Consider the following 14139-nt stretch of genomic DNA (forward strand, 5'->3'; position numbering starts at 1 on the left):
GCTGATTTGTCATTGTTTATTATAGCCAGTTGTCTAGACAATGACCGTCTTAACAAACACTTCCATATGTGGATGCTCGCCCTATTATGCCTTCTCGTTCTCAACATACATTAATGTCTTCTAAAGACAGAAACACAGTACTGTTTATCTGTTTCAGCAGCGCAGTTGCGTTCTTTGATTTTTTGATTTACTTATACCTCTCAGATATCATTGCCGCTTCTTTTTTCCCTACTATTACCGATTCCGCTATTATAAAAGCACAAGGGATTGGACTATTTGCCATTGGCTATTTGGCCCGTCCACTTGGCGGCATCATCTTTGGGCGTTTTGGTGATATTAAAGGTCGAAAGCCCATTTTATTCATCAGCATATTAGTCACGGCTGCCACTTTATTAGCGATGGCATGTCTGCCTACTTATGCACAATGGGGATTGATTGCGCCAGCCTTGTTTATTGTATTACGGCTCATACAAGGTATGGCATTTGGGCTTTTTGTACCGCTCGCCTGGGTTTTTGTGGCAGAGCAAGTACCGCGCCAATACTTGTCGGTAGCCTGTAGCTATGTGACTGCCAGTTTTTTTGTGGGCGTACTGTTCTCTAATGCCTTTTTTCTTTGGTTAAACAACTCGATGACCACTGACCAACTGGCTAACTATGGCTGGCGTATACCATTTTTTATCGCGGCTATTTTAAGCGTTTTACCATTATTAGCATGGCGTTGGATAGATGAATCACCGTTTTTTACTCACATGAAAAACTCAAAACCGCAAGCGTATGTTTTTAAGCCATTTACGCTCCTATTTAAGCATTGTAAGCATTCAATATTTATCGGCATGGTTTTAACCCTCATTATTTCTAGTATCACCATTGTCGTCGTGCTTTTGCTACCTGATTTAATTGAACTAAGTTTTACGCTAGATAATGATTTATTTGAATTTTCACACAGTCTTGGCATTGTGTTTATGATTTTCGGTTGTGTCTTTTATGGCATCATCTCTAACCACCAAAACTTTGGAAAAATTTTGACGATAGGCTCTGTCTTATTAATCATCCAAATGTCTGCCTTCTTTTATCATCTGCAAGCAGGTGGCGACTATATCTTAATTATGTATGCTCTTTTGGGGTTTTGTGCGGGCATCGTTGGCATGGTACCCGCCATCCTTGTGCAATTATTTCCAACCAACGTACGACTAACAGGAATGGCTTTTTGCTATAATATTACCTATGGTATTGTCGGGGTGTTGGTACCATTTGGGCTCGGCTATGCCACTTTATATGTGAGTTTTTCACCTGCACTTTACATTGTCTTTATCGGTTTTATTGGGATAATAATGGGGATTTATTTTTATAATCTGCCTGAATTTAAAAAAATCGATCAAATCATTTAGTTAAAGTGTCTGCAACTCGCCTACTATTGGGTTATCTAACTTAGTGATTATTTGATCTATTAAAAGAAGTACAAATGTTATAAAGCACTGCTGGACTCTTTTAAAAATGGATCAACTATATATAGTTAGTGAAAAGCAATATCGACCCATTATGTACTGCTGGTATCAATTTTTCTTGCTTGCTGTGCCGATGCAGACAGAGGCTGCAAAAAATTTGTACCAGCAGTACCGTAGCGTTTTTAGAGTATTTTGACTATAGTTGCAATCTGAAATCGCCACATAGAATCTAAATAATTAAAAGCAATACTTGAAGAGCTTACTTAAAAATTTCTGAAAAATTAAGGCTTAACCCCTATGGTTGATATGACCAATAAGCGCCTATCAGTTGCACCCATGATCGATTGGACGACAACAGATTATCGTTATTTTGCCCGTCTTTTTAACCCACATGTCTATTTATATACTGAGATGATCAGTACGGGCGCGCTGATACATGGCAATCGCGCGCGGCATTTACGCTTTGATGCACTTGAGCACCCACTGGTACTGCAACTTGGCGGCGCAGATATCACTGAGATGACGCAGTGTGCAGAATTTGCTCAGCAGCACGGTTATGACGAGGTCAATATCAATGTAGGCTGCCCCTCTGATCGTGTACAGCATAACAAAATCGGTGCCTGCTTAATGGCAGAGCCCAATACCGTTGCAGATTTGGTCAAGCATATGCAAGCGGCTGTCGATATCCCAGTCACGGTCAAGCATCGTATCGGTATTGATGACTTTGACAGTTATGAGTTTATGGCAGATTTTGTACAGACAATAGCAGCAGGGGGCTGTAAACGCTTTATCGTCCATGCTCGTACGGCATGGTTACAGGGCTTGAGCCCAAAGCAGAATCGTGAGATACCGCCGCTGCGTTATGAAGATGTGTATCGTTTAAAGCAAGACTTTCCTGCACTTGATATTGAGATAAATGGTGGGATTGAGACGATCACTGATATTGAAGCACACCTTGAGCATATCGACGGGGTCATGATAGGACGTGCCTTTTATCATAATCCGTATTTGTTAGCCGAAGCCAATAGCTTGTGGGGCACCCCTGTCCCGAAGCGTTCAGATATTTTGGCGCAGCTGTATCCTTATTTGGAGGAGCAAATCGCTAAAGGTGAAGCGCTTCCAACGATGACTCGGCACTATTTAGGGTTATTTCAAGGGCTGATGGGTGCACGAAAATGGCGGCAAGCATTGAGTGGCAAGCCTCACTTGACTATCGATGATATCAAACACGCAGCGACTGAAATATTAACCCTTAATCCTGATGCCTGATGCTTAATCCTGATGCTTAATAAAAATCACCATTAAATAACAGTGCATACGGCGTAAGTATTAATTATCAAATATTCACTGTTATTTTTATGCCACTTGCGCCAGATACTGCCACATAGCCGCGCCGTTATTTATAATATGTAATAGCATGGGCAATATCAGCGAGCCTGATTTGATACGCGCATAGCAAAATAGTAATGCCAGTACCACGATGGTGCTGATCTCATAAATACCATATTGCAAGTGAATGACCGCAAATATCAAACTGGTCACCAGACTTGCTACCACTGCCCCGCGATACTCTGATTTAAGTAAGAAGTCAGATGACGCGGCAAACTGCTCTGCAATCGCTGACCACAATAACCCGCGAAATATCAGCTCCTCATAAATGGGCGCGACGATGACCATCGCAAAAATAAGTAGCCATACTGAGCTGACCGACTGATATAAAGGGTCTACAAACGCCAGCGGTGATTTATCAAGCACATACGTCAATGCCTGACTGCCAATCATGAATAGCAACAGCAGCCCTATCATGCCCATACCGACCGCCAATGAGAACGGTGTTAATGCCAAATACTGCTTTAAATTGCCGCCTCTCATGCGTATAACCAAGGCGCTGATTGCTATTAATAGTGCGCAGCCTATCATGATAGAAATACTGACAACCGTTCCATCATTGCTACCAAAAAAGAAAATATCGCCTAATGTTGTGCTTTCGGCATTCGGTAATAGCAGTTTGCCGGCGATGTAAATGCCAAGCAATTGACTGATAAAGAAAACAACCACCATGCCTACGATAAGCAGCAACGTACCTAAACGTGTGAATAAAGGCTGAGGGGACATTACAACTACGTTGTTTTCAGCGGCGCGCTTATTTGGCATTGGCATTGACATAATAGGTTCACTCAAAACGCTACTAAAGCATTACTTAAAAACTGCTCAAAAGGACAGTTGGTTTAGCATAAGAAAATTGACTGAAAACAAAGATTGTTATTTGGCAGATAACTGTTTTTGAATTAATGCTAATACCTGCTGCGACACAGACTCTGGATGCTCAAGCGGAAACATATGACCGCCTGCATGAGTGACATAAGGAATGCGTAAGCGCCACTTTATTTGTTGCGGGAATCGACGTTTTAAAAAGACACTATCTTCACCGATAATCAAGGTCACTGGCACCTTAGGGGCTCGATTTGGGGTCAACCAATACCAAGAAGGGTTGGTACGAAAGACGGCAACTTCACTGGCCTTTGGAATCGCCAAAGTAACTTTACCGTCGGCACGCTTATGTAGACCATGCTCAATATAACCTTGAAAACTACGCTCAGTAAAGTTTTTAAAAAACCCTTTATGGCGCATCTTATCATACGCATCTTCTCGGCTGTCCCACACGTCACGGCGATGCTTAGACACGCCAGCTGGCGATAGCTTATCCATCAAACGATTATTCATCAGTGGCAATCGGTCTACTGTTTTGGCAATATGCCATAGCAAGCTGACTTTGCCATAAATCCATGGCGGATCCATGAGTACTGCTTGCGAAAAGTACTCGGGTGCGCGGTATAACGCTTGCAAGGTACACATGGCACCAAGCGAATGCCCAACGGCTACCACTTGCTTAACGCCATGTTTTTTACAGGTATCTTTGACGCTATCGACAATCTGCTGCGTGAGGCTGCGCCATTGGTTATCGACTGGATAATCAGGCGTATCGCCCAACATCGAGATATATTCGATGGTAAAAAACTCAGTCAAATTTTTAAAAAATGGCTCATAGACAGGACTTGGCATCCCGTTGGCATGAGCAAAATGAATAACGGGTTTGTGGGTTATTTTCGATACAGGTAAGGACGCAAAGGACTGCAAATTGACTTCACTCATGACAGATTCTCATTAGTTGGTATAAATAGTTTGTATTTATGGTTTTAAATGCTAGGGCGTGTCCTCATTTTGAAAATGGTGATAAAAATGAGATAAATTGCAGCCAAATAAGGAAAATAGCGCAGGTAATATCAGGATATTGACCAGCTATTTGACGCAGTTTGGCAAGATTTAGCCATTTTTAGCCCATTTAATCGCTTTCGTTCAGATTGGGGACACGCCCTAGATATCGACATATAAATAAGGCTGAGCGTAATCATACACTCAGCCTTAACAATCATACACGGTAACTCTAAAAATTAAAGTCAATTAACGCATCTGCGCGTTGCCTTCTTCTTGTGGCAAAAGATCAAGATTAATGCTTGAACCCACACCTGCACCCAATTTGACAGCAAAGCGATCCATAAACAACTGGAACGGATCACTTGGCGTATAATTGACCACGTTATCTAGCTTGAGCTGCTTCTCTAAGCTTGAGATACTGCCTTTTTTGTCCGCTAAGCCAAGCTCAATAGATTGCTCTCCTGTCCAAAACAGTCCCGAAAACAGCTTGTTTTGTTCAGGATTTTTTAGACGATCGCCACGACCTTCTTTGACAGCATTAATAAAGTGCTTATGAGTATTGTCTAGCACTTTTTCAACATGTTGTTCTTCATAAGCCGTTAATGGACGTGACAAACTCAAGATATCTTTATACTCACCCGCTGTAATGGTGCGATCTTCTACGCCGACCTTGTCCATCAAGCCTTTTACGTTATAGCTTGGCATAATGACGCCAATCGAACCAACTAGGCTTGATGGATTGACATAAATTTCATCGGCAGCTGATGCAATATAATAAGCGCCAGAAGCACCCATATCGCCAATCACCGCATAAAGCTTTTTATCTGGATATTCTTTACGTAAATCCATCATGGTCTGCCAGATTTCATCCGACTGCACAGGCGAGCCACCTGGTGAGTTGATATCTAGAGCCACCGCCTTTGAATTACTGTTTTCAAAGGCGCGCGTGAGCGCATCATTGACATCATAAGCGTTGGCGACATCACCACTGCTAATAGTCCCTTGCAGCTCAACCACTGCCAAATGCGGCTTACTGGTGTCAATACCATCAAGCCCAGTGGGTGCTTCAGTGCTGCAACTTCGACCGATCGTCAAAAATATCAATAGAATGTAGCCAAAGGTCAATAGCTTAAAGAAAATACTCCAGCGACGGGCGCGGCGTTGCTCGACCACGCTGGCTAATAAAGTATTTTCAATCAGTCGCCATTCTTGTCCGCTCGGCTGGTTTGACTGCTGCATCGGTGCTGGCTGATTTGCCGAATTATCAGGACGTTTGTTAGGGTCTGGCGGCCAGTTGGGCATATAACTTCCTAAGTCAGAAACAATGTAAAACGATAAAAGACAGATTATATAAACTTATTACAGAAAAATTCGATATTCTTACTGTTTAAGTTTTCTGTATGAATAGATGGTTAAGTATGGTGCCATTTTACTCATGGTTCAATAGCGTCTCTGTGAAATACCTATATTTTGTAAATGCGATATCACCAATAAAATACTAAGACTAAATATAAGGGCGCATGAACACTATCTTCAATACTATAGTCAGTGAAAAATAATATCGACACATTATGTACTGCTGGTATCAATTTTTCTTGCTTGCTGTGCCTACGCAGACAGAGGCTGCAAAAAATTTGTACCAGCAGTACCGTAGCGTTTTTAGAGTATTTTAACTATATTAATATTGAAACAACTATTAATCACCCTCTCTGATTAGCGCATCAGAAGATAGAGCCACTTCTAACGGTTTACTATCGTAGGTGATTATCTCATCTATTTGTTGCTGGCTGATTACCTCATTCGAGATATGTGAGGTACTGTGACCCAGCCATATCGTATTATTCATGGCTATATTGTGATTGGTTGAATCAACCGAGCATAGCAACGACCACATTTGCCAAACGCGCTCATGCGTATCGGTATTCAAAATCAGACGTGATTGCGAGGTATTTGCTTGATCAGATAGTGGCTGGATCTTTGACATGAGTGTTTGTGAGGCGGTAGGTAATGACTTGAGTGGATCGTTTGCTTGATACTTGAGCACTCGTATGGGCGTGCTGCTATCAATAGCCACAGTACAATCCCAAACACTGGCATCCTCTATCTTGCTCCAGCCTGTGATTGCTTGCAACGTTAAGTCGCCATTTGCAAGTTGCCATATTTTACCGGCATCGCAACGTTGGGCGCTGATAGTTGAAGTCTTTTGAGAGTCCGTAGTGACTTTATAAGCTTGCTGCAGCGCAGACCAGCGCTCACTACGCCCTGCTTGCCAATATTGGCTCACAGGCAATTTCTGACTTAACTGAGCGACTATCATGGGTAGAAGCTCTGAATCATTAGGACTCACTGCGCTGCTCTTTTTATCATAAACGCGTGAATCAGTCACGCCACTACTACTGCTTTGTACGACGATGCCCTCTAGCTTATTGACAGATAAGCTACCCAATTGCTGCTCTAATATGGCAGAGAATTTATCTACCGTCAGGTTGCTGGGCATGGTTTTAGTTTTTATTCTAGTGCTACTTGGTCTATGATCTGCCAAAAACAGCCAGCTGGTATTTTTGGCATCCTTATCATTGACAACAGGATATTGTAATAAAGCGGCACTTATATAGTGATCACCTGTTGGCAATATATATAAGGTGGGTGTCGTAGTCAGTGACTGCTGATTGGCATATACCGTCATGACCAAAAGGCTGAGCGGTGGTAATACCAGCCAACGACTGATCAGACCACGAGGTAGCAACCAAGGTAACATGGCTAATAACGCCATAAGCAAAATAGCAGCATTGACGGGTGTATAGAGCCACGCATCTGATAGCACGGGCATTGATGTTAGCCATGCTATTAGTTCATGTAGGTTACTTACAATTGCGATGACTGATGTCCAAATAATGTCAGCTACAGACGGCAATATAAGATAGCAAAGCCCTGCCAATAAATTCAGCGGTACGATAATCCAACCAAATAAGCCAATAGCAAAAAGATTGACGATTAACCCCCATAATGAGGCTTTGCCAAAGAGTAACAACGTTACAGGTAATAGAGCGAGAAATAGCCAACACTGTAACTTAAATAAGCGCTTAAAGTTTAGCCATAAACGTCTGAGTAATTTGTCATAAGAAGTAGAGGGTTGGTTTGATGTTAATGTCGGCTTTTGTGAGGTATCTTCATATTTCAGCAATAATGCCACGGCAATAAAGGACAGCCAATAACCTGCTTGCCATAATACGTAAGGGTCATGCCACGCCATCAGTACTGCCAAGGCAAATAATACACGCATGGTACTGACGGGCAATAAAGTTAGCCTTGTCAGACCAATTGCCAGTAGCATCCATGCGGTACGTGCAGCGGGCACATCAAACCCTGTAAACAATGCATAAATAAATGCGGCGCTAATCATTACCCACCAACGTACATGCCAGCGCGGAATATAGCGATATAAAGCAGGATACAGACGATTAATCAATAGAATAACTATACCAGCCAGTACAATCGCTAAAAACAAAACATGTGTACCCGATATTGCTAATAAATGTGAAATGCCAGCCAACTGATATAGATCTTTGGTCTCACGATTAATTAAACTGCGATCACCTGTTAGCAAGCTTAACGTGACCGCTTTTGCTTGTTGCTCTGCAGCAGTATTTGCTGTCCAATCTTGATAAAAGTGCTGACGTAATTGCCAACGCCCTTGGTCAATAGCAGTACGCAACCGCGTTAAATAAGAATCAGAAGATAGTGACTGTGAATTTGAATTTGACTGTGGGTGACTGGATGGCAAAATCGAGCTGCTGGTAGCCAGTATATTGGCAACGCCATCAATATGCTGACCTCGTAACCAGCGATAACTGTCAAACCCTGATGGGTTATTTAATGCTTGCTCAGAAGTAGCAAGCGGTGCAAGCGTCAAGGTCATAAACAACTTATCACCCGGCTGCAAATGATTTAAGTCAGCAATCTGACTTTGTTTTTCTGTTTTCTTAGATTTAGACTTGGATTTAGTCTTAGATGACTGTTTGGCTGGCTTTTTTGGGTAAGCGTTAAGTAGTACGCGGTATACGTTACCTTGGGCAGTATTTTTAGCTAGTATTTCTTGTGGTAAAGATTGAGAATTTAAATATTCATATTTGACATCATTATTGCTTAGGCTATTATTTAGCCCTGCTCCATATTCGGCTGTCACTTTATCCAAGTCTTGCGCTGTCAGCTCAGAAACCAATGGTGATATTTGACTGATGGTCGCAACTTGCCGATAGCCGGTATCTGTAGCCGTATCATAGACACTATCACTTATTCCCTCTATATGAACCAAAGCCTGCACACGCATCGGCTCATTAATTTTTTGAGCGTCTGCTTGTTGGTGACTTACTAGCGCTTGTAAACCACTGCCGATAACCAGCATGATTGCCAGTATAGCGATTGATATAAAATAGAGAATACGAGCAGCAAACCTAGAGTGATGAGACGTATTTTTTACGGAGTTGATAGGATTAACTGATGGGATAGTAAACTGTCTGACCAAAATCAAAATAAGGGTAAGGAACACAAGCGAGACAGTCAGAATAGGAGTGCTGGTGCTATCCATAAACAGTGGCATTATTGGCATCGGCGTACTATCAGCAACGGCCAAAACGCCCATCATAGCAATGATGATAAAGCTACCTATTAACCAATACACCAGCGCTCCTTGCTTGATATCTCACATGATAAATAGCAATTAATAAAAGATTTCCAAGTGCTTGTTATATGATTTTGGCACTAAATATTGCCACATCCAGTACTGCCATATCAAGTCATGGTATTTATACGGATACTATCCTATACTAATTGCACACACTAGGATGGTGATTGTCTAACGTACTTTTTGCGTTTTTCTGATATAGTCAAAATACTCTAAAAACGCTACGGTGCTGCGGGTATAAATTTTTTGCAGCCTCTGTCTGCGTAGGCACAGCAAGCAAGAAAAATTGATACCCGCAGTATATAATGTGTCGATATTACTTTTCACTGACTATAGTATTCTTATCAATAGAATTCTTATCTATATTCTTATCAATAACATGACTGCCTACCAGCCTATTATTATGATTGAGCGGGTGGCGGACAATGAGTGAAGGCAATTCTGTGCCAAAAAAACGTCTAAAAGACCTCTTGCCTACCCCCGAAAAAGTGTTGGAAAGTCGCACATTGAAGCTATTCGCGCCGCAACTTTCTGACCCGAGGTTGTGGCATTTTAATCGTCATAGCTTAAACAAAGCCGTCTATATCGGCGTGCTAAGTGCCTTTTTTCCCTTGCCGGGGCAGATGTTATTGGCATTGATTGGTGCACTTATTTTCCGTGCCAATGTCCCTATGGCACTTGGTTTGACATGGATCACCAATCCGCTCACTACCTTACCTGTGTTTTATGCAGGCTACTACGTCGGTGCCAAGATCCTTGATCTACCGATGATTAGCTTGCGCACGATTGGCAGGATGATATCTGACTTGAGTTTGTGGATCATATCGGACGGCGCCAACCCCTTTATTACTTATAAAGGGACCGTGTCGTTAAGTGCATTTTGCTTAGGTCTGACTATCTTAGCCATTATCACCAGCATCGTCTGCGGTTTGGCGTTTAAAGCCATTTGGCGCTATAAGACTGTCACCAGTTGGCAAAAAAGGCAGCTTAGCGCTTCAGATAAGCCATCCGAACTCTAATCAATCCTATCAATCATCGTCTTTATTGTCTTCGATAGCATTAATGATATTGTCAGTCAGCTTATTATCCATCACAAAAACTTCGACTACTTCTTCGTTTTTAAGCAACACATAACGCTTACCTGTCGCACTGTCTTGAGCCTTTAAATCAAAATCAGCACCGGCCAAAGTAATACGATCAAAAACAGGCGTCAGTAAATCTATTTGACCTTGTTTATCGAGCGTATCAAATAACGCGGTATCCATATAATATTTTAATGGCTCATCACCTTCTTCAATACTACCAAAAGCAGCAATCGGGTCGTCATCTTTGTCCATTATATTGATCCTCATTCAATAAACAGACTGCTACTTTGCAGCCTTTTCCTATTATATTTTAATAATTTTCCCAATGACCATTGCGCAATAACAGCTGACGATCAGCAAGTGCTGCGAGATTGCGATCATGGGTGACCATCAATAGCGCCGTTTGCATCGTGCTTTGCAACTCTGATAATAACCCAAAAACACTTTGCGCATTGTCATAATCTAAGTTACCCGTTGGCTCATCTGCCAAGATAAGTGACGGTTTGGTCACCAAAGCACGCGCAATCGCCACGCGCTGACGCTCACCGCCTGACAGCTCACCCGGTCTATGTGCCAAACGGTGTTCAAGACCAACACTGTTTAAAATATCAATGGCTTGTTGACGCGCGTCAGCCGTCGATACTTCTGGGCGCATCAATAATGGCATAGCAACGTTTTCAATGGCAGTAAATTCAGCCAATAAATGATGAAACTGATAAATGAAGCCCAAATACTTATTACGCATCGCACCGCGTTCGGTCTCATTCATACTGTTTAACAACTGACCATGCAACCAAACCTCACCGCTGGTTGGCGTATCAAGCCCACCAAGCAGATGCAGCAAGGTACTTTTACCTGAGCCACTGGTACCAACGATAGCGATACGCTCACCAGCGTTGACGGTCAAATCCAAACCCGTCAAGACTTGGGTGCTCACGGCGCCTTCATCGTATATCTTATTAATATTGGTCGCTTTTAAGATAGCAGACATAATGCTTCCTTTGTTTTATTTATAACGGCATTGACGCCTGTCGATTACTCGTAACGCAACGTTTGTGCAGGCTGAATTTTAGCCGCTCGTCGTGCTGGATAAATGGTCGCCAAAAAGCTCAATATAAATGACGCACTGGTAATGAGTACCACATCTGCCAAACGCAGCTGCGATGGCAGATAGTTCACAAAATAGGCATCAAATAAATTTAGACCAAAGCTTTGATTGATAAAACCCAAAATATCACTGACCGTCAATGCAAATATCACACCCAATATCGTCCCTGCAATGGTACCAATAAAACCAATCACCACACCTTGTACCATAAAGATCTGAGTAATCAAACGCGGTGAGGCACCAAACGTTTTTAAGATAGCGATGTCTGCTTTTTTGTCCGTCACTAGCATTACCAAACTTGAAACAATATTAAAGGCTGCCACGAGGATAATTAAGAACAGTAGCAAGCCAACCATGGCTTTTTCCATTTGGATGGCACCAAATAAATTGCCATGCGTCTGGGTCCAGTCGCTAGGATATAATTGCTTTGGCGCTATTGCTGCCGCTTTTTGTGCTGCCATTGGCGCTGTGAAGATATCATGAAGCTTCATACGGATACCTTGGGCGCCCTCTGGTAAACGCAATAGCTTCGCCGCATCGCCCATTGGAATAAATGCCATGAGACTGTCGACTTCTGGACTGATAGAGAATATACCGGTCAAGGTAAAGCGCTTAAAGCGTGGTATCACGCCCGCAGGTGATGGCGATGCTTCTGGCAGCACGAGAGTGACTTTGTCACCCAATTGCAGTCCTAGTGATTGCACCATACCTTCACCAAGCACAATACCGAACTCGCCATTTTTTAGCGTATCAATATTGCCTTCCATCATATGCTCATTGATGATAGAAACGTTTTTCTCATACTCAGGATCCACACCTGTCACCATAATGCCAGCTACCTGACCATTCGAGGTCAACATACCTTGCAGCTGAATGAAGGGCGCAACCGCGACCACCTCTGGATCTTCTTTAATCTTATCCGCGACTTGTTTCCAATCACCAATAATCTCAGTTGATGTGACAGTCGCTTGCGGCACCATACCCAAAATACGCGTTTTTAGCTCACGATCAAAGCCATTCATGACCGACAGTACGGTAATCAATACCGCCACGCCAAGCGTCAGACCAATCATTGAGATCAGCGATATAAAAGAGATAAAACCATTACTACGTTCTGCTCGGGTGTACCGTAAGCCGATAAATAACGCTAAAGGACGAAACATATTCAAACTCTTTATCTTATCTACGTGCGACTTTATGTAGGTTACAAAACAAATAGCGGCAATTGCATCACACTTTTGCAGCTGCCACAAAAACATATCAATCGAACACAAAAACAGGGTATAAGACAAGCCAAATGTGGCTGTCAAAAGGGAGCTAGTTTGACACAATTTGGCTAACAGGTGCCAGTCATTAGCGAAAACTGTCCAGATTTTATAATAAAAAATGCGGTTTTATGATTATTTTTTATAACAGACTTGCTATTCTCTGTGTCTATACCTATATATTGTATGCTAAGGACAATTGTCATTAACCCCTCATTGTTGTTTGTTGCCTCTTTACTGACGGCATTGCTGACCATCATAAACCCCTCTTTTAAAGTGGCACATGATACTCAGCGATCACAGTTTCAGACCCAAACCTCATGGCTGACTTAAGTTTGAGTATTTTCATGACCATTAATTATCAATATAAAAACATCCAATCTCCTACCAAAATCACCTTAACTGATGAGCAATCAGCTGGTCACGGTGACCATTGGCGTATTCTGACTGATGACATGAGTCATGATGTACCTGAATGGTTACAACAGATGATTGAAAAAGCAGCAATGCCTAAAGGTCTTAATACCGATGTCAGTGCCAAAGACAGCTGTTTATTGCTATCTGAGAACCAGCCTTGTCATATCAATCAAGTACTCGCTATGAAGGATGGCAAGCCTGAATGCTTTATTAATGCCTACCCTTGTGTTGATAGCCCATATGGTCTGAGCTGTAAAATTGAGCGTATGATTGTCAATGACAACTCACACGATGCGGTATTACGCTTACGTACGGCTGATGGCAGCATCATCTACGCTTTTGATCAGTTATATACGGCCAATCGTCATTTGTATCAACGTGATACAGCCTACTTCGTTAACTTTAGTGCATGGGCGCATGAGATCAAAATAAGCGAACAAAATGAAGTCATCAAAGTAGAAGACCAAGAAGCAATACGCTATCACCGTGCTTTCAATGATATCGTCGCGGCAAACGATGGAAAGATGCCGGATGACTTACAACAACAAATCAAAGCATGGCAACCAGAAACCAAAGAACAAATGGCGCCAGTTGAGATTAATTTGGGTCATATGTGTGCCTACCTGTTTGGCGATACATTAGGGCAAGAAGATGAGGCTTGGTGTCAAGGTCAAGTACTTGGCAAGCAAGAAACCTTATTTAATGGAAAGACAATTATTCTGTTTGATGTGGTGGTACTGCGCGAACAAGATGCAGATCCGTTTGTGATGCGTATTGGTGCGCTAAAAACACCTGATACTGCCTCTATCAATGTTCATGATTACGTACAAGCGAACGTATGGCTACAAGCAGCTATTTATAAAGAAAATCAGCACGTCGCACAGTCAAAAGCCAGCTAGTCAGATTTAGATTATTTTAG

General features: G+C 42.3%; 11 protein-coding genes. 4 read left to right on the forward strand and 7 right to left on the reverse strand.

Annotation, left to right across the window (positions count from 1 at the left end):
- Window positions 1–86: 86 nt before the first annotated feature.
- Together JMW90_RS09730 and dusA are read left to right on the forward strand one after the other, a co-directional pair.
- Window positions 87–1388, forward strand: a complete 1302-nt coding sequence (locus tag JMW90_RS09730; protein ID WP_201563650.1) for an MFS transporter — start codon at window positions 87–89, stop codon at window positions 1386–1388.
- Between the two features lie 354 nt (window positions 1389–1742).
- On the forward strand, window positions 1743–2714 hold the full coding sequence (dusA, locus tag JMW90_RS09735; protein ID WP_201563652.1) for a tRNA dihydrouridine(20/20a) synthase DusA: 972 nt from the start codon (window positions 1743–1745) through the stop codon (window positions 2712–2714).
- Between the two features lie 87 nt (window positions 2715–2801).
- Here the strand turns inward: dusA and JMW90_RS09740 are convergent, their stop codons facing one another.
- The 4 genes from JMW90_RS09740 to JMW90_RS09755 form a co-directional block, all read right to left on the reverse strand.
- Window positions 2802–3599 carry a CPBP family intramembrane glutamic endopeptidase gene (locus JMW90_RS09740; protein WP_265089236.1) on the reverse strand — a complete coding sequence of 266 codons (798 nt, stop codon included), beginning with the start codon at window positions 3597–3599 and terminating at the stop codon, window positions 2802–2804.
- A 108-nt stretch (window positions 3600–3707) separates the two neighbouring features.
- Window positions 3708–4598 (reverse strand): alpha/beta fold hydrolase, encoded by an 891-nt coding sequence (locus tag JMW90_RS09745; protein WP_201563656.1) that lies wholly within the window; start codon window positions 4596–4598, stop codon window positions 3708–3710.
- 309 nt (window positions 4599–4907) lie between these two features.
- Window positions 4908–5963, reverse strand: a complete 1056-nt coding sequence (gene sppA, locus JMW90_RS09750) for a signal peptide peptidase SppA (RefSeq protein WP_201563658.1) — start codon at window positions 5961–5963, stop codon at window positions 4908–4910.
- Between the two features lie 394 nt (window positions 5964–6357).
- Complete coding sequence (locus JMW90_RS09755; protein ID WP_201563660.1) at window positions 6358–9342, reverse strand: ComEC/Rec2 family competence protein; 2985 nt, start codon at window positions 9340–9342, stop codon at window positions 6358–6360.
- A 428-nt stretch (window positions 9343–9770) separates the two neighbouring features.
- On the opposite strand from JMW90_RS09755, the gene JMW90_RS09760 reads away from it, so the two are divergent.
- Window positions 9771–10364, forward strand: a complete 594-nt coding sequence (locus JMW90_RS09760; protein ID WP_201563662.1) for a DUF2062 domain-containing protein — start codon at window positions 9771–9773, stop codon at window positions 10362–10364.
- A gap of 9 nt (window positions 10365–10373) precedes the next feature.
- On the opposite strand, the gene JMW90_RS09765 is transcribed toward JMW90_RS09760, so the two are convergent.
- From JMW90_RS09765 to JMW90_RS09775, 3 genes are read right to left on the reverse strand one after another with little or no spacing between them, the layout of a single operon-like run.
- Window positions 10374–10682, reverse strand: a complete 309-nt coding sequence (locus tag JMW90_RS09765; RefSeq protein ID WP_201563664.1) for a hypothetical protein — start codon at window positions 10680–10682, stop codon at window positions 10374–10376.
- Between the two features lie 58 nt (window positions 10683–10740).
- Complete coding sequence (lolD, locus tag JMW90_RS09770) at window positions 10741–11421, reverse strand: lipoprotein-releasing ABC transporter ATP-binding protein LolD (protein ID WP_201563666.1); 681 nt, start codon at window positions 11419–11421, stop codon at window positions 10741–10743.
- Window positions 11422–11465: 44 nt separating this feature from the next.
- A complete protein-coding gene (locus JMW90_RS09775) occupies window positions 11466–12701 on the reverse strand; it encodes a lipoprotein-releasing ABC transporter permease subunit (RefSeq protein ID WP_201563668.1) in 1236 nt (411 codons plus the stop codon).
- A 449-nt stretch (window positions 12702–13150) separates the two neighbouring features.
- On the opposite strand from JMW90_RS09775, the gene JMW90_RS09780 reads away from it, so the two are divergent.
- The gene (locus JMW90_RS09780; protein WP_201563670.1) at window positions 13151–14119 is read left to right on the forward strand and encodes a hypothetical protein; all 969 of its coding nucleotides are present in this window, start codon (window positions 13151–13153) and stop codon (window positions 14117–14119) included.
- The last annotated feature ends 20 nt before the right edge of the window (window positions 14120–14139 follow it).

The organism is Psychrobacter glacincola (genome assembly GCF_904846215.1).
Lineage (GTDB): Bacteria > Pseudomonadota > Gammaproteobacteria > Pseudomonadales > Moraxellaceae > Psychrobacter > Psychrobacter glacincola.